Below are 18,783 nucleotides of genomic sequence, written 5' to 3'. Positions count from 1 at the left end.
AGCTTCCGCGCTGACTGGGCCGCCGCTGCGGCCTCGGCCATCGTTGCTGTCGTTACCGCTCATGGATCCCCAGTGATGGATGGCGGAGGGCCGAGGCCTGCTCCGGGACTGAACCGAGCCCGTTGAACAGCAGTTGCAACAGATCGGGCTGAAAAGGCAATGGCCCAAGTCTAAAGAAAAGCTTTTGACTTGAACGTTCCGGTGAGCCAGTGTGGCCGATCACCGCTCAGGCCGCCGTAGCCAAAGGCTCCTTCAGAGCCAGTTCCTCAACCGACGGGCAGGTGCAGACCAGGTTGCGATCGCCATAGGCATTGTCGATCCGCGCCACGCTGGGCCAGAACTTGCTCGCCTGCTGCTGCTCTCCGGCCGGGAACGCCGCCTGGCTGCGGCTGTAGGGCCTGTCCCAGACGTCGGCGGTGACGGCAGCCAGGGTGTGAGGGGCCCGCCGCAGCGGGTTGTTGTCGCGGTCCACCGCGCCCGACTCGATAGCGGCCGCCTCGGCCCGGATCGCCACCATCGCGGCGCAGAAACGATCCAGCTCGGCCAACCCCTCGCTCTCGGTGGGCTCCACCATCACGGTGCCGGCCACCGGCCAGCTCACGGTGGGGGCGTGGAAGCCGTAGTCCATCAGCCGCTTGGCCAGATCATCCACCTCCAGGCCGCAACTGCGCTTGAGGGGCCGCAGGTCGAGGATGCACTCATGGGCCACCCGCCCCCCCGCGCCCCGGTAGAGCACGGGGAAATGGGGATCAAGGCGCTCGGCCAGCACGTTGGCGCTGAGCAGGGCCACCTGGCTGGCGGCCCGCAGGCCGGAGCCTCCCATCATGCGGATGTACATCCAGCTGATCGGCAGGATGGAGGCGCTGCCCAGGGGCGCCGCTGCCACCGGCCCAGCCCCGGCGGCAGCCGGCTGCAGCTCGGAGGGGTCGCCGGGCAGGAAGGGCACCAGATGGGCTGCCACCGCGATCGGACCCACCCCGGGGCCGCCGCCGCCATGGGGGATGCAGAAGGTCTTGTGCAGGTTGAGGTGGCAGACGTCGGCGCCGTAGAGACCCGGCTTGCAGAGGCCCACCTGAGCATTGAGGTTGGCGCCGTCGAGATACACCTGACCGCCCTGGGCATGCACCAGCTCACCGATGCGGCGAATGGCGGTTTCGAACACGCCGTGGGTGGAGGGATAGGTGACCATCAGAGCGGCGAGGCGCTCGCCATGGCGGCTGGCCTTGGCCTCCAGATCGGCCAGGTCGATGTTGCCCTGGGCGTCGCAGGCCACCGCCACCACCTGCATGCCCGCCATCACCGCGCTGGCGGGATTGGTGCCGTGGGCACTGGTGGGAATCAGGCAGATGTCGCGGTGCTGCTCGCCACGGCTGTGGTGCCAGGCGCGGATCGCCAGCAGGCCGGCGTACTCGCCCTGGGAGCCGGCGTTGGGCTGCAGCGAGACGCCCGCGAAGCCGGTGATGGCTGCTAGCCACTGCTCCAGGTCGGCGGCGAGGCGGCGGTAGCCCTGCAGCTGCTCGGCGGGAGCGTAGGGGTGCAGGCGGGCGAAGGCGGGCCAGCTCACCGGGGCCAGCTCGGCGGCGGCATTGAGCTTCATGGTGCAGCTACCCAGCGGGATCATGCCGTGCAGCAGGGAGAGATCCCGGCTTGCCAGCTTCTGGATGTAGCGCAGCAGCTCGGTTTCGCTGCGGTGTTCCTGAAACACGGGCTGCTGCAGCCAGGCCCCCTGCCGTTGGGGGATGCCCTGCCAGGCCTGGCGCCAGTCGGCCTGGTGCAGGCTCTCCTGGCAGGCCAGCCGGGCGCGCTCGGCGGCCAGCTCAGCCGCACTCGCGTGGCCGGAGGCCCCACCAGCTGAGGCCGTGACCGTCGCCAGGCAGGCCAGCAGCCGGGCCAGCTCCTCAGCACTGCTGGCCTCGTCGAGGCTGATGCCCACGGCGCCCTCCAGGCGCCGCAGGTTGAAGCCGCCCGTCCTGGCGGCCTGCAGCAGCTGCTCAGAGCGGGGGCTGTGCAGCAGCACCGTGTCGAAACCAGGGCCCGGCTCCGGGACCAGATCCAGGGCCCGCAACCCGGCCACCAGGGCCAGCCGCAGCCGGGTGACCCGCTCGGCCATGGCGGTGAGGCCGGCCGGACCGTGGTGCACGGCATAGAAGCCGGCGATCACCGCCAGCAGCACCTGGGCGGTGCAGATGTTGCTGGTGGCCTTGTCGCGGCGGATGTGCTGCTCGCGGGTCTGCAGGGCCAGCCGCAGGGCCGGCCGGCCCTCGGCATCGATGGAGCGGCCCACCAGGCGTCCGGGGATCTGGCGCTTGTAGGTCTCGCGGGTGGCGAAGAAGGCCGCATGGGGCCCGCCACAGCCCATCGGCACGCCGAAACGCTGGGCGCTGCCGATGGCGATGTCGGCCCCCAGCTCGCCCACGGGAGCGAGCAGCACCTGGGCCAGGGGATCGATCGCCACGGCACTCACCACCCCCGCCACGGCCGCCGCCGCCAGCAGTGGCGCCGGGTCCCAGAGGCGGCCGTCCTGGCCGGGGAGCTGCAGCAACAGCCCGAAGGCTTCCGCCCACAGGCCTTGGTCACTGCCCGCCGCCAGGTCGCCAGCCAGGCCGGCGGCATCGATCGGGCGGATCGTGATGCCCAGCGGTTCCGCCCGGGTGCGCAGCACGGCCAGGGTCTGGGGCAGCACCTGGGCATCCACCAGGAACGTGTTGGCCGTGGTGCGTTTGCTGACGGCCCGGGCCAGGGCCATCGCCTCAGCAGCGGCGGTGGCCTCATCGAGCAGGGAGGCGTTGGCGATCGGCAGGCCCGTCAGCTCGCTGATCAGGGTCTGGAAGTTGAGCAGGGCCTCCAGTCGTCCCTGGGCGATTTCGGCCTGGTACGGGGTGTAGGCGGTGTACCAGGCGGGGTTCTCGAACACGTGGCGCTGGATCAGCGCCGGCGTGATGGTGGCGTGGTAGCCCTGGCCGATCAGGGAGCGCACCACCCCATTGGCGGCGGCGATCTCGGCCAGCTCCGCCAGGGCCGTGGCCTCGTCGCAGGGGGCGGGCAGCCCTTCGGCGGCCTGCTCGGAGCTCAGCAGGATGTCGGCCGGCACCACCTGGCGGGCCAGCTCTTCGAGGCTGGTGAGGCCCAGCTCGGCCAGCAGCTGGCTCTGTTCAGCCCCATCAGGGCCGATGTGCCGTTCCACAAAGGTGGGGCGGGGCAGGGGGTCCAGCTGAAGCTCAGGAGCTCCTGAGTTCCCGTTCGCCGGAACGGGCAGGGCTGCGGCATCGGCCTCAGCTGTCGACTGAGCTGCGGTGTTGATCAGCGATGACGACATGCTCAGTGGCCCTCCACCTTGGCGGCGTAGGCCGTCGCCTCCAGCAGGTTCTCCAGCTGGGCCGGCTCGCTGGGCTGCAGCAGCAGCAGCCAGCCCTCGCCGTAGGGATCGTTCTGCAGTTCTTCGGGGCTGGCGATCACGGCCTCGTTGCGGGCCTGCACCACCCCGGAGATCGGAGCCAGCAGGTCTTCGACCGCCTTCACCGACTCGATGCTGCCGCAGCTCTGGCCCTGGGTGAGCGCATCCCCCACCGCAGGCAGTTCGACAAAGACGATGTCGCCGAGCTGGTCGATGGCGAAGGCGCTCAGGCCCAGACGCACGTTGTCGCCATCGGGGCGCACGTATTCGTGGCTGTCGGCATAGCGACAGTCGCTGGGATAGGAGAGCGCCATCGCACGCGGGGGGCAGGACAGTGCGCGTCAGTCTGGAGGACCATGCCCGGATTCGGCGAGGGCCGCCAGGGCCCGTTCCAGGGCGATGCGGGCATGGGCCCGGTGGGTACCGCCCTGGGCAAACAGCACATAGGGCTCCCGCAGCGGCGCATCGGCGGAGAACTCACTGGTGCTGCCGTCGATGAAGGTGCCGCCCGCCATCACCAGCTCACTGGCGTAGCCGGGCATCGGCGCCGGCACAGGATCCAGGTAGGCACCCACCGGGGAAGCGGCCTGAAAGGCGCGGCACACCGTGGCCAGCCGCTCGGGGCAGCCCAGCCGCACCGCCTGGATCACATCGCTGCGCGGTTCCCCGGGCCGCGGCTGGGTGGCATAGCCGAGGTCACTGAACACCTGGGCCACCAGCTCGCTGCAGATCAGGGCCTCGGCCACCATCTGGGGCGCCAGAAACAGCCCCTGGAACAGCAGGCGGTTGAGGTCGAAGCTGGTGCCGCCCTCGGCGCCGATGCCCGGGGCGGTGAGCCGGCAGCAGGCCTGCTCCACCAGCTCGGCGCGGCCGGCCACGTAGCCGCCGGTGGGGGCAATCGTGCCGCCCAGGTTCTTGATCAGGGAGCCGGCGATCAGATCGGCCCCCACGGCGGTGGGCTCCTGCCCCTGCACCAGTTCGCCGTAGCAGTTGTCCACGAACACCACACAGCCGGGCTGGCGCCGCTTCACCCGCTCGGCCAGCTCGGCGATCGCCGTGATCGAGAGGGAGGGCCGCCAGCTGTAGCCGCAGCTGCGCTGGATCAGCACCATCCGCGTCGGTTCACCCAGGGCCAGGTCCACCGCCTCCAGATCCACCCGGCCGGCGGCGCTCAGAGGCACTTCGGCGTAGCGGACGCCGAACTCGGCCAGGGACCCCTGGCCCTGCCCGCGCAGGCCGATCACCTCCTCGAGGGTGTCGTAGGGGCGGCCCGTGAGGGAGAGCAGCCGATCCCCCGGCCGCAGCACGCCGAACAGGGCGGCGGCGATGGCATGGGTGCCACTGACGAACTGCAGCCGCACGGCGGCGGCCTCGGCCTGCAGCACCCGCGCGAACACCCGATCGAGCACCTCGCGGCCCTGGTCGCCATGGCCGTAGCCGCTCACCGAGGCGAAGTGCTGCACCCCCACCCGCTCCGCCGCCAGGGCCGCCAGCACCCGCTCCAGTCTTGGCTGCACGGCGGCCGTGTGGCGCTCGGCGAAGGGGGCGATGCGGGCGCTGGCGCCATCGAGCTGGTCGCGGGCCCAGCAGGGGTTGGACATCGCTGGGGCCGGAGGGTCTCCCATGTTGCCCGTCTAGATTCCCGCCACTCGGGAGCCGGACACAGACGTCCAACGGCTTACGGCCTCCGCAGATCCCCAGACCGGCCGAGCCGGCCCGGGGGTGCACCGCCGCCGCACCGTCCACTCCCGCTCCCCACGCACTTGGTGATTCAGCTCAACCCCGCCCCGCCATTGCCGGCAACCACGGCCGGCAGCCAGCAGGAGCGCCAGCTGCTGGCTGCCCTGCGCAGCCGCCGCAAGCCCCTGCCCCCCCGGCAACGGCGCTACAAGCTCGGCACCACCGGCTTCATGCTGGCCATGCACGTGGGGGCCGTGGTGGCCCTGCTGCCGAGGTTCTGGAGCTGGCAGGCCCTGGTGGCCCTGGCGTTCCTCTACTGGATGACCGTGCTGGGCGTGACGCTGGGCCTGCACCGGCTGGTGACCCACCGCAGTTTCAGTACCCCCCTCTGGCTGGAGCGCACCCTGGTGCTGATGGGTGCCATGGCCTGCCAGAGCGGGCCGATCGAGTGGGTGGGCCTGCACCGCCACCACCACAAGTTCTCCGACCAGCCCAACGACCACCACGACGCCGGCCGCGGCCTCTGGTGGGCCCACAGCGGCTGGATGCTGCACCAGATCCCAGCCCTGGAGCACGTGGAGCGGCTCACCGGGGATCTGCAGCGCGACCCCTTCTACCGCTGGCTGGATCGCTGGTTTCTGCTGCTGCAGGCGCCCCTCGGCGTCGCCCTCTATGCCTATGGCGAGCTGGCCGGGGTGCACGGCGGCGGGCTGGGCCTGGTGCTCTGGGCCATCCCGCTGAGGCTGGTGCTCGTGTACCACGTGACCTGGCTGGTGAACTCCGCGACCCACGCCTTCGGCTACCGCAACTTCAACTGCCCCGACCGCTCGCGCAACTGCTGGTGGGTGGCGATCCTCACCTTCGGCGAGGGCTGGCACAACAACCACCACGCCTTCCCCCACTCGGCGCGCCACGGCCTGCGCTGGTTCGAGCTGGACATCACCTGGCAGCACATCCGCCTGCTGAGGGCCCTGGGCTGGGCGCGGCGCGTGCGGCTGGCCCACTACCGCCCCTGAGGGATCAGAGGCCGCCCAGCTGCTGGCGGATCGCCGCGCCAAGGTCAGCCTCGCCAGGGTCGGGCGCCAGGCCGCCGAGGCCCCGGGCCCGCTGACGCAGCAGATCGAGAAAGCGGGCCGGGCTGAGGTGCTGCTCCTCCACACCGCCCAGGGCCGCCAGGGTGCGGCGCAGGTCAGGCAGTTCGGCATCGAGCTCGGCGGCGCTGTAATCGCACTGGCCTGCGATCACCGCAGCAAAGCGCTCCCGCCGCGAGCGCTTGCTCACCGGATAGGCCGCCAGCACCGTGTCGCGGCACAGCCGCCAGGGGTGGCCGGCGGTGAGCAGCTCAGCCAGGGCGGCACTCAGGATCAGGGCCTCGCCCTCGGCAATGCGCAGGTCGAAGGCAGCCGGAGGATGGCGCAGACCCACGAACACCTCCAGCAGCTCGCCGGGCCCGAGCACCGCCTCGCCCGGCTCCTGCACCGGCAGGGCCGAGGCCTGCAGGTCGGCCAGCAGTGAGGGCTGGTCGGCGAGCTGCTGCCGCAGCGACTCGGAGAGGGTGCCATCCACCACCTCGGCGGCCAGCAACTGGTTGATGCGCCCCAGGGCCAGGAACACCTCCGGCCCCGGGGAGGCGAGCTTGCCGTTGCGCAACATCGAGAGCTGGGAATTGTGCACGCGGCCGAGATCGAGGGCCTCGGCCAGGGCGGGCAGCACGCGGTGGCTCCAGCCATTGCGGCCGTGCCAGAGGCGAACGAGATGGGCAAAGGCCACCCGCCCGGCCGCGAGGTCGTCCCGGTAACCCACTGCGAAGTCTTGCGATCAGGATTCGTATTGCTACCATCTTAGCCAGTGATCAGGAGTCGGTCCGTTATGACCGCAACAGCCTCCAGCCGAGCCCATCCGCGTCCCAGTGCCCGCAGCACCCGGCAGCCCGCCCGGATCAGCGGCGGCACCAGGGGACTGGTGCGGGCCGAGGCCCTGCGCCAACCCCGCAGCGGCGCAGCCGCGCCCCAGAGCGAACCGGGCATCAACTGGACCATCGTGGCCTACATGGGCGCGCTCCATGCGCTCGCCATCGTGGCCCTGCTGCCCCGCTTCTGGAGCCTGCCCGCCGTGGCCAGCTTCCTGGTGCTCTATTGGGTCACGGCCTGCCTCGGCGTCACCGTTGGCTACCACCGCCTGCTGAGCCACCGCTCCTTCCGCGTGCCCCACTGGCTGGAGCGCTTCTTCGCCACCTGCGGCGCCCTCAGCTGCCAGCACGGCCCGATCGACTGGGTGGGCCTGCACCGCCACCACCACAAGTTCTCCGACACCGACGTCGACCACCACAGCAGCCTCAAGGGCTTCTGGTGGAGCCACATGGGCTGGATGTTCGAGACCGTTCCCGCCATGGCCGCGGTGCCCCGCCTCACCGGTGATCTGGCCCGTGACCCCTACTACCGCTGGCTGAACAACTGGTTCCTGCTGCTGCAGCTGCCCCTGGCCGGCCTGCTGTTCTGGATCGGCACGGTCACCGGTGCCGGCGGCTGGGCCCTGGTGCTCTGGGGCATTCCGCTGCGCCTGGTGGTGGTCTACCACTGCACCTGGCTGGTCAACTCGGCCACCCACTGCTGGGGGAAGGTGTCCCATGACAGCGGCGACCAGTCCCGCAACAACGTGTGGGTGGCCGCGCTCACCTTCGGTGAGGGCTGGCACAACAACCATCACGCCTTCCCCCACTCGGCGCGCCATGGCTTCGGCCGCCAGCTCGACCTCACCTGGCAGCACATCCGGCTGATGCGTCGGCTGGGCCTGGCCAGGCAGGTGCGTCTCCCCGCCATCGCGGCCAGGCCCAGCCTGAGGGCCTGAGCCCGTCACGTAGGCTGCTGGATCGGCTCGTGATCAGACGTCTCTCTCCTTTTCCCATGGCCAAGCGCGTTCAAGTCGTTCTCAGCGAAGACGTCCTCAGCCTGGGCAAGGGGGGCGATCTGGTGGACGTGGCCCCTGGCTACGCCCGTAATTTCCTGGTCCCCACCGGCAAGGCCGTTCCCCTCACCCGAGCCGTGCTGCGGCAGGTGGAGGCACGCCGGGCCAAGGAGGCCGAGCGCCAGGCGGCCCTGCGGGCCGAGGCCGAGGCCTTCCGCACCGCCCTGGCCACGATCGGCCGCTTCACCGTGAAGAAGCAGACCGGCGGCGATGACGTGCTGTTCGGCACCGTGACCAACGGCGACGTGGCCGAGGCGATCGAAGCCGCCACCAAGAAGGATGTGGATCGCCGCGACATCACGGTGCCCGATATCCACCGCACCGGCTCCTACAAGGTGCACGTGAAGCTGCACCCCGAGGTGACGGCCGAGATCAACCTTGAAGTGATCAGCCACTGAGCGCTCGGTCCGCTCAGGCCAGAATGGGCGCCCACCGCCGCCAGCACCCCAGGGACTGGCCGGCCTCCCAGCGGGACATCCAGCCATGGTGAGCCTGCCGCTTTCAGAGCGCGAGCCCGACGGTCATCAAGCCGCCGATGCCGACCGCGATCCCGCTGCCGGGCAGAGCGACATCGCGCCGGTGCGGCCCGCCCCGCGGCGGGGACGGCTGCGGGATGAGGCCAGCTTCGAGGCCCTGCCCGACTCGGTGCCCCCCCAGAACCTGGAGGCGGAAGAGGCGGTGCTGGGGGGCGTGCTGCTCGATCCCGACGCCATCAGCCGGGTCGCGGATGTGCTCCAGCCGGAGGCCTTCTATCTGGGGGCGCACCGGGAGATCTACCGCACCGCCCTGATGCTGCACAGCCAGGGCAAGCCCACCGACCTCACCGCCATGACCGCCTGGCTGGCGGACACCGGCCTGCTGGAGAAGGTGGGCGGCAGCAGCCGCCTGGTGGAGCTGGTGGAGCGCACCATGTCCACCGCCTCGATCGACCAGGTGGCCCGCCTGGTGATGGACAAGTTCCTGAGGCGCCGGCTGATCCGCTCCGGCAACGAGGTGATCCGGCTCGGCTTCGATCAGGGCAAGCCGATGGATCAGGTGCTCGATGAGGCCGAGCAGAAGATCTTCGCGATCAGCCAGGAAAAACCAAGCCAGGGCCTCACCCCCACCGCCGAGATCCTCACTTCCACCTTCAACGAGATCGAGAGCCGCTCGCTCGGCACTTCGGTGGCGGGCATCCCGGTGAACTTCTACGACCTGGACGCCATCACCCAGGGACTGCAGCGCAGCGATCTGATCATCGTGGCCGGCCGCCCGGCCATGGGCAAGACCTCGATCGTGCTCAACATCGCCAAGAACGTGGCCCAGCTGCACCAGCTGCCGGTGTGTGTGTTCAGCCTGGAGATGAGCAAGGAGCAGCTCACCTACCGGCTGCTGTCGATGGAGGTGGGCATCGAGAGCGGCCGGCTGCGCACCGGCCGGCTGCAGCAGGAGGAGTGGCCCCTGCTCGGCCAGGGCATCAACAGCCTCGGCCAGCTGCCCCTGTTCATCGACGACAAACCCAATGCCGGCGTGCTGGAGATGCGTTCGCTCTGCCGCCGCTTGATGGCGGAATCAGGCAAGGAGCTGGGCCTGATCGTGATCGACTACCTGCAGCTGATGGAGGGCTCCACCCCCGACAACCGGGTGCAGGAGCTCTCCCGCATCACCCGGGGCCTCAAGGGCATGGCCCGGGAGCTCAACGTGCCGGTGATGGCCCTCTCCCAGCTCAGCCGGGGCGTGGAATCCCGCACCAACAAGCGGCCGATGCTGAGCGACCTGCGCGAATCGGGCTCGATCGAGCAGGACGCCGACCTGGTGCTGATGATCTACCGCGACGAGTATTACAACCCCGAAACCCCCGACCGGGGCATCACCGAGGTGATCGTGACCAAGCACCGCAACGGCCCGGTGGGCACGGTGAAGCTGCTGTTCGAACCCCAGTTCACCCGCTTCCGCAACCTGGCCGCCTGATGGCGCTGCAGGTGTTCACGGTGCTCACCGGCCGCAGCTACGGGCCCCACTACGCCGAGCGGCTGCAGCGCATGCTGAAGCGGCACCTGAGCGCACCCCACAGCCTCACGGTGCTGTGTGACGCGGCCAACCGTCCGGCCCTGGCCAGCCTCGGCCTGCAGCACCGGCAGCTGGAGCCCCTGGGCCTGCAGGGCTTCTGCAGCAAGATCCAGCTCTTCAATGCCGCGATCACCGGCGAGACGCCCTTTCTCTTCTTCGATGTGACCCTGGTGGTGCGCGCCGGCCTCGAGCCGCTGCTGCGGTTCGGCGCGGCCCATCCGGCCCCGCTGATCGGCGTGCGCGACTGGAGCTACCCCACCCTCAACTCCTGTGTGATGCAGCTGCGGCCGGGAGCGGCCACCGCCCGGGTGTGGCAGGCCTACCTGAACGGGGAAGACCACGGCACCCCAGGCCCCAACCAGAACTTCATCTACCGGGCGCTGCAGCGCCACTGCCCGGGAGCGCTGGCCACCTGGCCCGAGGGGCTGGTGGCCTCCTACCGGGGCCTGCGCAAGCTGGCCCGCCGCGATGCCGCCGCCGCCGAGCGGGCCCGCCAGGCGGCCTGCGTGCTCAAGTTCCACGGGCGGCCCCGCCCCCACGAGGTGCTGCGCCCCTGGCGCCATCCCAGCCAGACCGTGCTCAAGCACCCGCTCCGCCCGGATCTGTGGCGCTTCCTGGCGGAGGACATCACTGACCACTGGCTGCTGAGCTGAACAGCGGGGGCGTCCATACTCAAGGCTGTGCTGATGTCAAGGCCCGGGCCGACCATGACCCTTCCCCCCACCGAAACCTTCGACGTGATCGTCGTGGGCGGCGGCCATGCGGGCTGCGAGGCGGCGATCACGGCGGCACGGCTGGGTCTGAACACGGCCCTGTTCAGCCTCAACCTCGACCGCATCGCCTGGCAGCCCTGCAACCCGGCCGTGGGCGGGGCGGCCAAGAGCCAGCTGGTGCATGAGGTGGATGCCCTCGGCGGCGTGATCGGTCGTCTGGCCGACGCCACCGCCCTGCAGAAACGGGTGCTCAACGCCAGCCGCGGTCCGGCCGTCTGGGCCCTGCGGGCCCAGACCGACAAGCGCCAGTACGCCCGCCAGATGCTGCAGCTGCTGCAGCACACCCCGAACCTGTCGCTGCGCGAGGCGATGGTGACGGGGCTGGAGCTGGACGGCAGGCCGGGTGAAGGCGGCCGCATCAGCGGCGTGCGCACCTACTTCGGCAGCGTCTATGCCGCCCCGGCCGTGGTGCTCACCACCGGCACCTTCCTGGGCGGCCAGATCTGGGTGGGCAACCAGTCGATGAGCGCCGGCCGGGCCGGCGAGCAGGCCGCCGAGGGGCTCACCGAGGCATTGCAGGCCCTGGGCTTCCGCACCGGCCGCCTCAAGACGGGCACGCCGGCCCGGGTGGACCGGCGCAGCATCGCCCTCGACCAGCTGGAGGAGCAGCCCAGCGACGCGGCCGATCGCTTCTTCTCCTTCGATCCGGCGGCCTGGGTGAGCGGCGAGCCGATGAGCTGCCACCTCACCCGCACCACGGCGGCCACCCACCAGCTGATCCGCGACAACCTCCACCTCACGCCGATCTACGGCGGCTTTCTCGACAGCAAGGGGCCCCGCTACTGCCCCTCGATCGAGGACAAGATCGTGCGCTTTGAAGGCAAGCAGAGCCACCAGATCTTCCTGGAGCCCGAGGGCCGCGACACGCCCGAGATCTACGTGCAGGGCTGCTCCACCGGCCTGCCGGAGCGGCTGCAGCTGGACCTGCTGCGCACCCTGCCGGGCCTGGAGCAGTGCGTGATGCTGCGGCCGGCCTACGCCGTGGACTACGACTACCTGCCCGCCACCCAGCTCAAGCCCTCGCTGGAAACCAAACGGATCGCCGGCCTGTTCAGCGCCGGCCAGCTCAACGGCACCACCGGCTACGAGGAGGCCGCCGCCCAGGGCCTGGTGGCAGGGCTCAACGCCGCCCGCCTGGTGCGGGGCGAGGCGCCGGTGCACTTCCCCCGCGAGGGCAGCTACATCGGCACCCTGATCGACGACCTGATCACCAAGGATCTGCGCGAGCCCTACCGGGTGCTCACCAGCCGCAGCGAATACCGCCTGGTGCTGCGCGGCGACAACGCCGACCGGCGTCTGACGCCGCTGGGCCGGGAGCTGGGGCTGGTCGATGACCGCCGCTGGCAGATCTACAGCGCCAAACAGGAGGCGATCGAGGCGGAGAAGCAACGGCTGGCCACCGTGCGGCTCAAGGTGAGCGATCCCGCCGCCGCGGCCGTGGAGGCCCAGACCGGCGCCCCGATCCGCGGCTCGATCACCCTGGCCGACCTGCTGCGCCGCTCCGGCTTCCACAGCGCCGACCTGGTGGCCCATGGCCTGGCGGATCCGGCCCTGCCCCTCGAGGTGCGCGAGGGCGCCGAGATCGACATCAAATACAGCGGCTACCTGGCCCGCCAGCAGCAGCAGATCGACCAGGCCAAGAAACAGACCCACCGGCCCCTGCCCCCAGACCTCGACTACAGCGCCATCGGCACCCTCTCCCATGAGGCCCGCGAGAAACTCAGCGCCGTGCAGCCCCTCACCCTCGGCCAGGCCGGGCGGGTTCCAGGGGTGAGTCCGGCCGACATCACGGCCCTGATGCTGTGGCTGGAGCTGCGCAAGCGCCGTGAGGCCCAGCCCCTGGCCACCAGGCCCGCATCCCTGGGCGCCTGAGCCGCCGCGCCCTCCGGCCAAGGCTGAGGATGAGCACAGCCGCCCTGAGCCGATGATCCGCAGCCGAGCCGCCGTGGCCTGGGCCCCCGGCCAGCCCCTGGAGATCACCGAGGTGGACGTGGCGCCGCCCCAGGCGGGCGAGGTGCTGCTGCGCCTGGTGGCCACGGGGGTGTGCCACACCGATGCCTACACCCTCTCAGGCGCCGATCCCGAAGGGCTGTTCCCGGCGATCCTCGGCCACGAGGGCGGCGGCGTGGTGGAGGCAGTGGGCGCAGGCGTGAGCTCCGTGGCCGTGGGCGACCACGTGATCCCGCTCTACACCCCTGAATGCCGCCAGTGCCGCTTCTGCCTCTCGGGCAAGACCAACCTCTGCCAGGCGATCCGCAGCACCCAGGGCCGGGGGGTGATGCCCGATGGCAGCAGCCGCTTCTCGAAGGACGGCCGCATGCTGCACCACTACATGGGCACCTCCACCTTCTCCGAGTACACGGTGCTGCCGGAGATCGCCGTGGCGAAGATCAACAAGGCGGCAGCGCTCGAGAAGGTGTGCCTGCTGGGCTGCGGGGTGACCACCGGCATCGGCGCTGTGCTCAACACCGCCAAGGTGGAGCGCGGCAGCACGGTGGCGGTGTTCGGCCTGGGCGGCATCGGCCTGGCGGTGGTGATCGGGGCGGTGATGGCCGGGGCCTCCAGGATCATCGGCATCGACCTCAACCCGGCCAAGTTCGCCATCGCCCAGCAGCTCGGCGCCACCGAGTGCCTCAATCCCCGCGATCACGACGCCCCGATTCAGCAGGTGCTGATCGATCGCACCGATGGCGGTGTGGATTACTCCTTTGAGTGCATCGGCAATGTGGATGTGATGCGGGCCGCCCTGGAGGCCTGTCACAAGGGCTGGGGGGAATCCACGATCATCGGGGTGGCGGGAGCCGGCCAGGAGATCAGCACCCGGCCGTTCCAGCTGGTGACCGGGCGGGTCTGGCGCGGTTCGGCCTTCGGCGGCGTGCGGGGCCGCACCGAGCTGCCGCTCTATGTGGAGAAGGCCCAGCGGGGGGAGATCCCCCTCGACAGCTTCATCACCCACACCATGGGGCTGGAGGAGATCAACCGGGCCTTCGAGCTGATGCACGCCGGCGAGAGCATCCGGAGCGTGATTCACTTCTGAGCGCCACCCCAAGGCTTCTCCCGTGGCCCAGCTCGAACTGCTCAGCGACCAGCGCTGCTTCGGCGGCTCCCAGCGCCGCTACCGGCACCACTCCGGGCAGCTGAACTGCTCGATGCTGCTGGGGGTGTTCCTGCCCCCCGCGGCTCTGGCCGGGGAAAGGGTGCCGGCCGTGTACTGGCTGTCGGGCCTCACCTGCACCGATGAGAACGCCAGCCAGAAGGCGGGAGCCCAGCGGCGGGCTGCTGAGCTCGGCCTTGCCTGGTGATGCCGGACACCAGCCCCCGCGGGCCCGAGGTGCCCACCGACCCCGATGGCGGCTGGGATTTCGGCCACGGCGCCGGCTTCTATGTGGATGCCACCGAGGCGCCCTGGAGCCACCACTACCGCATGCACAGCTACGTGGTGCAGGAACTGCCGGAACTGCTGGAGGCGGCCTTGCCGCTGAGCGAGCGCCGCAGCCTCTGTGGCCACTCGATGGGGGGCCATGGCGCCCTGGTGGCGGTGCTGCGGCATCCGGGCCGCTTCTGCGCGGTGTCGGCCTTCGCCCCGATCGCCCACCCCTGCGCCTGTGGCTGGGGCCAGAAGGCCTTTGGCCACCTGCTGGGGCCCGATCCAGGCGCCTGGCAGGCCTGGGATGCCACCGCCCTGCTGCGCTCGGGTGCGCGGGCGATCGGACCGGACCAGGCTGCACCGCTGCCGATCCTGGTGGACCAGGGCCTGGCCGATCCCTTCCTGGACACCCAACTGAATCCGGAGGCCCTGGCCGAGGCGGCGGCGGCCGTGGGTCAGCCCCTGCAGCTGCGCCGCCAGCAGGGCTATGACCACAGCTACTTCTGCATCGCCAGCTTCATCGCCGACCACCTGGAACACCACGCCCACGCCCTGCGGTGCTGATCCGCCGGCTGGGGCGCCAGCCCGAGGCCGCTGCTGGCCGGGTTGCAATCCTTAAAAGAAATGGGTGTACTGTCGTTGGGATTCTCAATGGCAGGCGTGAGTCAAGGCAGGGGCATTTGCACCTCCAGGGCCTATTGGGAACTGCGGGCCGAGCAGGTCATGAACCGGGTCTTCTCACCGGAGATGGCGATCGAAGTGGAAGTCTTTGATCCGCCCTCCGCTCCGCCGCCACCGCCTGCTCCCCCGGCGCCGGGCCCCAGGACAGCGGCCAGCCCAGCGGCCACGCCCGGCGCCCGACGCACCGTGCCCAGAGGCCAAGCCAGCGCACAAGCACACCCCGCTGTCGGTCAATCGCCACCCTCGGCCCTGGTGCTGGCCAGCGTGAGCCTGGGCATCACCACCGTGGCTGGCCTTGGGCTCGTGGCACTGCAGCTGCGCAGCCAGGACCAGCAGGCCATCCGCCAGGAACGCAACCTGCTGATGATGGAACGGCTGCGCGCCATGGGCCCGGCCTCGCCCGATCCCGCGGCCTCCAGCGGCAACACCATCCAGGCCGGAGCCGCAGCTGGGGGCCTCGAAGCCCTGGCGGCTGCAGAGAATGGTTTGCCGCCACCGCCGCCAGCGGAGCCCTGGATGAAGGAGCTGGCCACCTTGCCGCCCAGCAGCGCACCATCGGCCCGAGTGCTCCAGGTGCCGATGAGCGGCAGCGTCGGCCGCTCGGCCCCGCCGGCTGGGCCGAGCGGGGCCCAACCCAGGCCTGGCGGCAGCACTGGCAGCGGCGGATCCGGGGGCGGCCCGGCACCGCAGCTGATTGGGGTGGTGAAGGCCCCGGGCCACGGCGGCTCGGCCATTTTTCAGGTGGGCAGCTCCTCCACCAGCGCGACGGTGGGGGAAACCATCGGCGCCTCGGGCTGGAAGCTGCACTCCGCCAACGCGGACAGTGCCGTGATCGAGCGCAACGGCGAGCAGCGCCTGATCAGCATCAGCAGCGGCGGCTGATCGGCGCCCTCGCCTGAGCGGCACCCTCCAGCAGCTGCCGGTAGAGGCCGTTGATCGCGCTGGCTTCGGCCTCGAGGGAATGGCGGGCCAGGGCGCGGCGCCGCGCCCGCCGGCCCATGGCCCGCAGCTCGCCGGGCTGATCGAGCAGCAGGGCCAACGCCTCGGTGAGCGAGGCGAGGTTGCCGGTCTGGAAGCGGCGGCCCACCTCCCCATCCACCAGCTCCGGCCAGGCTCCCGCCTCCGAGGTGAGCACCGCGCAGCCGCAGGCCATGGCCTCCAGGGGCGTCAGCCCGAAGCCCTCCCGGCGCGAGGCCGCCACGCACAGACACACGCGCCGGTACCAGTCCCGCACGGTGAGGCGGTCGAGGTCGCCGAGGAAGCGGATGCGCCGCTCCAGGCCGGCGGCGGCAATGCGCCGCTGCAAGCCGGCCAGGAACTCCCGCTCGGCGGGGCGCGCCAGGCCGGTGAACACGGCCCCGTAACCGGGGCGATCGGGCAGCAGGGTGATCAGGGCCTCCACCACCAGGTCCACCCCCTTGCTGGCGCGGATCCGCCCGAAACAGCCGATCAGCGCCGGGGGATCGGGATCCGCTGCCCCGCCCTCACCGCCTGGGGCGGCGGGCGCCGGACAGTAGAAGGCCGTGTCCACCCCATGGGGAATGGTGGCGCTGACGCACCCCTGGGGCAGGAACCCGGCCGAACGGCCTGAGGTGGCGATCACCGCGTCGCAGCGGCGGATCAGCCAGCGCAGCACAGGACCCGGCGGCTTGGGGGCCGCCGAGGTGAACAGCACCGCCCAGGGCTGGCGCAGCCCCTCCCGCAGCAGCAGACCCACCAGGATCTCCAGGTCACGGCGGGCATGCCAGACGCGGCGGGCCGCCCCTGGCGGCGGCCGCCAACCCTGCAGGAGCAGGTCGGCCGACGCCATGCCGACCTCCAGGCCCAGCTGGCCCCAGTCGATCAGGCCGATGGCCAGCTGGCGGCGCTGCAGCGGCACCAGGGCCCGCACCGTGGCGGACACGCCGGTGTAGCGGCGGTGGAGATTGGCGACCACCACCGGCGGCAGCAGCTGGGTCATGGCCGCGGCCCGCCAGGCGTGATTTCTAGGGTACGGAGGGACGATCGAGGATTCCGATGCCGGTGATGGCCCCAGCCCCCTCCCCGCAGGCCATCTGGCAGACCAGCCTGATCGGGGGGGCCCTGAGCCCTGGCTGCGGCGGCGATCTCACCGGGCCCTGGCGCTTGCTGCTGCTCGGCGATGGCAGCCCCACCCGACACCTGGAGGCCCTGACCGGCCTGCCCCTGGAGATCGAACTGATCGCCATGGGCCTGCAGCAGCCAGGCGATGGCGCCGTGCCGCCGCCGGAGGTGGAGGAGCTGGCGGCACCCCTGATCCGGCGCCAGGTGTGGCTGCGCTGCGGCCCTGACACCCTGGCCTGGGCTGAGAGCTGGTGGAACCATGACCAGGCCCAGGAGCATCTGCAGCGCCGGGACCAGCCGATCTGGCGCAGCCTCACCAGCAACCGCGCCGAGCTGTTCCGCGAGGTGGATGGACTGGCCCGGGTGGAGGCCCCCTGGCTGGCCCAGCGCTTTGGCCGCGAAGGTCCCTTCTGGAGCCGCCACTACCGCTTCTTCCGCGGCGGCCAGCCCCTCACCGTGATCCGGGAGGTGTTCTCCCCCGATCTGGAGCGCTGGCTGGGCCCGGCCGTCGTGCTTTGACAGCCGGCTTCAGGGCAGGCCTGCTGTCACCAAAAGCCGCGAAAACCACACCGGAGGGACGGCATGGCCCCCAGGGCCAGAGAGGGGAGGCAGCGCCCTGAAACCACGGCTCGCAGGGGTTTGGTGGCAGCAGCGCCGCCGCCGGCCAGCCAAGAGTTGCGGTGTAGAGATTGATGAAGTCTGTAACACTGGGCTACGCAGATCGCTTGACGAATTGACGGGAACCGGTGCGCAGTGATCATTGGGGCTGATCAGATCGAGGCCGATGGCCCCTACTCCTCTCCACCTGCGCCCCCGGGCACCGCTGCAGCAGCGGAAGTCAAGCGAGCCAAAGCCGGCCGACTGGCTGAGCCTCACCGAACTGGGCCGACTGTTCGGCATCTCGGCCGTGCTCTGCGGCCGCCAGCTCAGCGCAGCGGGCCTGCGCCAGCCCAATGGGGCCCCCAGCCGCCAGGCCCTGCACCAGGGGCTGGCCCTGCTGCCCCATCCCCGGGGCCATCACCGTTCTGCCCTGTGGCAGCGCCAGGGCTGCAGTGCGGTCCTGGAGGGTCAGGGGATGAGGCCGATGCTGCCCAACCGCCTGGTGACCCTCTGGGCCGACCTGTTGGAAGCCCTGATGCTGGGCTCCGAGGCGATCACCACCTCGGCGGAGGAGATGGCCAGCGACGTGCCCACGGAGCTGGTGAGCTCTGTGAACCAGGAGCTGCAGCAGCGGGGCAGTGGCTTCCGCGTGGCCCTGGCGGGCCTCAGCCGAGCCGCAAGGCCTCGGCCTGTTGGCGTGCCTTCTCCAGCAGATCCCGCAGCTGATCTTCGTCGGTGTGGCTGAGGTTGGTGCGCAGCAGGCGGGCATGGGGGGCGTGGGTCCTCAGGCGCTCGATCACCCGATCAGGGCTCGCCTCGCGCACCAGCAGGCAGAGGGCGGCGGTACCGGGGGGCAGGGTTTCCCCCAGTTCCCGCATGAAATCGTCGTTGATGCCGACATCGGAGAGGGAGCCTGAGGCGGCGCCGACGCCGGCCCCCACGGCCGCTCCCAGCAGGGGATTGAGGAACAGCAGCCCCACCAGGGTGCCCCAAAAGCCGCCGCCGAGGGCGCCGGCGGCGGTGAGGTTGAGGGCCTGGCGCAGGTGCACCTGTCCGTCGTTGTCGTGATCGACCACCACGGCATCCTCAAGGGCGATCAGTTGCTCGCGCTGGATCGTCACCAGTTCGCGCCGCACGGCTTCGGCTTCCTCGATCTTGGGGAAGCCCACCACCACCAGGCTGCTCATGAGGGG

Annotated in this window: 16 protein-coding genes and 1 pseudogene; 11 read left to right on the top strand and 6 right to left on the bottom strand. The window is 70.8% G+C overall.

Annotated features, from left to right (window positions below):
• Positions 1-226 precede the first annotated feature (226 nt).
• Genes gcvP through IQ220_RS10260 form a run of 3 tightly spaced genes read right to left on the bottom strand, consistent with a single transcriptional unit; the run spans position 227 to position 4,995 of the window.
• Positions 227-3,316 (bottom strand): aminomethyl-transferring glycine dehydrogenase, encoded by a 3,090-nt coding sequence (gene gcvP, locus IQ220_RS10270; protein WP_193914789.1) that lies wholly within the window; start codon positions 3,314-3,316, stop codon positions 227-229.
• Between the two features lie 2 nt (positions 3,317-3,318).
• On the bottom strand, positions 3,319-3,708 hold the full coding sequence (gene gcvH, locus IQ220_RS10265; protein ID WP_193814525.1) for a glycine cleavage system protein GcvH: 390 nt from the start codon (positions 3,706-3,708) through the stop codon (positions 3,319-3,321).
• 27 nt (positions 3,709-3,735) lie between these two features.
• A complete protein-coding gene (locus tag IQ220_RS10260) occupies positions 3,736-4,995 on the bottom strand; it encodes an aminotransferase class I/II-fold pyridoxal phosphate-dependent enzyme (protein WP_193914787.1) in 1,260 nt (419 codons plus the stop codon).
• Positions 4,996-5,226: 231 nt separating this feature from the next.
• On the opposite strand from IQ220_RS10260, the gene IQ220_RS10255 reads away from it, so the two are divergent.
• A complete protein-coding gene (locus IQ220_RS10255) occupies positions 5,227-6,090 on the top strand; it encodes an acyl-CoA desaturase (RefSeq protein ID WP_370566433.1) in 864 nt (287 codons plus the stop codon).
• A 4-nt stretch (positions 6,091-6,094) separates the two neighbouring features.
• Here IQ220_RS10255 and IQ220_RS10250 read toward each other — a convergent pair whose 3' ends face one another.
• Positions 6,095-6,877, bottom strand: coding sequence for a hypothetical protein (locus IQ220_RS10250; protein ID WP_193814523.1), 783 nt, complete (start codon positions 6,875-6,877; stop codon positions 6,095-6,097).
• Positions 6,878-6,943: 66 nt separating this feature from the next.
• Between IQ220_RS10250 and IQ220_RS10245 the strand changes: the two genes are divergently transcribed.
• From IQ220_RS10245 to IQ220_RS10210, 8 genes and pseudogenes are all read left to right on the top strand, one after another.
• On the top strand, positions 6,944-7,921 hold the full coding sequence (locus IQ220_RS10245; protein ID WP_193914785.1) for a fatty acid desaturase: 978 nt from the start codon (positions 6,944-6,946) through the stop codon (positions 7,919-7,921).
• A 56-nt stretch (positions 7,922-7,977) separates the two neighbouring features.
• Positions 7,978-8,436, top strand: a complete 459-nt coding sequence (gene rplI / locus IQ220_RS10240) for a 50S ribosomal protein L9 (protein ID WP_193914783.1) — start codon at positions 7,978-7,980, stop codon at positions 8,434-8,436.
• Positions 8,437-8,521: 85 nt separating this feature from the next.
• Positions 8,522-9,988, top strand: coding sequence for a replicative DNA helicase (gene dnaB, locus IQ220_RS10235; protein ID WP_193914781.1), 1,467 nt, complete (start codon positions 8,522-8,524; stop codon positions 9,986-9,988).
• The gene (locus IQ220_RS10230) at positions 9,988-10,740 is read left to right on the top strand and encodes a hypothetical protein (protein WP_193914779.1); all 753 of its coding nucleotides are present in this window, start codon (positions 9,988-9,990) and stop codon (positions 10,738-10,740) included. The genes dnaB and IQ220_RS10230 overlap by 1 nt, the downstream gene beginning before the upstream one ends.
• A gap of 33 nt (positions 10,741-10,773) precedes the next feature.
• A complete protein-coding gene (gene mnmG, locus IQ220_RS10225) occupies positions 10,774-12,732 on the top strand; it encodes a tRNA uridine-5-carboxymethylaminomethyl(34) synthesis enzyme MnmG (RefSeq protein ID WP_370566419.1) in 1,959 nt (652 codons plus the stop codon).
• A gap of 52 nt (positions 12,733-12,784) precedes the next feature.
• Entirely contained in the window at positions 12,785-13,897 is a 1,113-nt protein-coding gene (locus tag IQ220_RS10220) for an S-(hydroxymethyl)glutathione dehydrogenase/class III alcohol dehydrogenase (RefSeq protein ID WP_228009103.1), read from the top strand.
• A gap of 22 nt (positions 13,898-13,919) precedes the next feature.
• Positions 13,920-14,791, top strand: a pseudogene (gene fghA / locus IQ220_RS10215) (S-formylglutathione hydrolase).
• Positions 14,792-14,950: 159 nt separating this feature from the next.
• Positions 14,951-15,790, top strand: a complete 840-nt coding sequence (locus tag IQ220_RS10210; RefSeq protein ID WP_193914775.1) for a hypothetical protein — start codon at positions 14,951-14,953, stop codon at positions 15,788-15,790.
• Here the strand turns inward: IQ220_RS10210 and IQ220_RS10205 are convergent.
• A complete protein-coding gene (locus IQ220_RS10205; RefSeq protein ID WP_193914773.1) occupies positions 15,774-16,868 on the bottom strand; it encodes a glycosyltransferase family 4 protein in 1,095 nt (364 codons plus the stop codon). The genes IQ220_RS10210 and IQ220_RS10205 overlap by 17 nt on opposite strands.
• Positions 16,869-16,924: 56 nt before the next feature.
• Between IQ220_RS10205 and IQ220_RS10200 the strand changes: the two genes are divergently transcribed.
• Positions 16,925-17,509, top strand: a complete 585-nt coding sequence (locus tag IQ220_RS10200; protein WP_193914771.1) for a chorismate lyase — start codon at positions 16,925-16,927, stop codon at positions 17,507-17,509.
• 265 nt (positions 17,510-17,774) lie between these two features.
• Positions 17,775-18,335: a hypothetical protein gene (locus IQ220_RS10195; RefSeq protein ID WP_193914769.1), complete on the top strand. Its 561-nt coding sequence runs from the start codon at positions 17,775-17,777 to the stop codon at positions 18,333-18,335.
• Here the strand turns inward: IQ220_RS10195 and IQ220_RS10190 are convergent.
• Positions 18,256-18,777: a DUF1269 domain-containing protein gene (locus IQ220_RS10190; RefSeq protein ID WP_193814512.1), complete on the bottom strand. Its 522-nt coding sequence runs from the start codon at positions 18,775-18,777 to the stop codon at positions 18,256-18,258. The genes IQ220_RS10195 and IQ220_RS10190 overlap by 80 nt on opposite strands.
• Positions 18,778-18,783 lie beyond the last annotated feature (6 nt).

It is taken from the genome of Cyanobium sp. LEGE 06113, from assembly GCF_015207615.1.
The sequence above is the reverse complement of the archived record's forward strand: the minus strand, read 5'-3'. Positions and strand labels throughout refer to the sequence as shown.

Excerpts from the sequence above, each read along its gene's own strand:
- dnaB (WP_193914781.1), top strand. The coding sequence starts at position 8,522 with ATGGTGAGCCTGCCGCTTTCAGAGCGCGAGCCCGACGGTCATCAAGCC.
- gcvP (WP_193914789.1), bottom strand. The coding sequence starts at position 3,316 with ATGTCGTCATCGCTGATCAACACCGCAGCTCAGTCGACAGCTGAGGCC.
- IQ220_RS10190 (WP_193814512.1), bottom strand. The coding sequence starts at position 18,777 with ATGAGCAGCCTGGTGGTGGTGGGCTTCCCCAAGATCGAGGAAGCCGAA.
- mnmG (WP_370566419.1), top strand. The coding sequence starts at position 10,774 with ATGTCAAGGCCCGGGCCGACCATGACCCTTCCCCCCACCGAAACCTTC.
- IQ220_RS10245 (WP_193914785.1), top strand. The coding sequence starts at position 6,944 with ATGACCGCAACAGCCTCCAGCCGAGCCCATCCGCGTCCCAGTGCCCGC.
- rplI (WP_193914783.1), top strand. The coding sequence starts at position 7,978 with ATGGCCAAGCGCGTTCAAGTCGTTCTCAGCGAAGACGTCCTCAGCCTG.
- IQ220_RS10200 (WP_193914771.1), top strand. The coding sequence starts at position 16,925 with ATGCCGGTGATGGCCCCAGCCCCCTCCCCGCAGGCCATCTGGCAGACC.
- gcvH (WP_193814525.1), bottom strand. The coding sequence starts at position 3,708 with ATGGCGCTCTCCTATCCCAGCGACTGTCGCTATGCCGACAGCCACGAA.
- IQ220_RS10260 (WP_193914787.1), bottom strand. The coding sequence starts at position 4,995 with ATGTCCAACCCCTGCTGGGCCCGCGACCAGCTCGATGGCGCCAGCGCC.
- IQ220_RS10210 (WP_193914775.1), top strand. The coding sequence starts at position 14,951 with ATGAACCGGGTCTTCTCACCGGAGATGGCGATCGAAGTGGAAGTCTTT.
- IQ220_RS10230 (WP_193914779.1), top strand. The coding sequence starts at position 9,988 with ATGGCGCTGCAGGTGTTCACGGTGCTCACCGGCCGCAGCTACGGGCCC.
- IQ220_RS10195 (WP_193914769.1), top strand. The coding sequence starts at position 17,775 with ATGGCCCCTACTCCTCTCCACCTGCGCCCCCGGGCACCGCTGCAGCAG.
- IQ220_RS10220 (WP_228009103.1), top strand. The coding sequence starts at position 12,785 with ATGATCCGCAGCCGAGCCGCCGTGGCCTGGGCCCCCGGCCAGCCCCTG.
- IQ220_RS10205 (WP_193914773.1), bottom strand. The coding sequence starts at position 16,868 with ATGACCCAGCTGCTGCCGCCGGTGGTGGTCGCCAATCTCCACCGCCGC.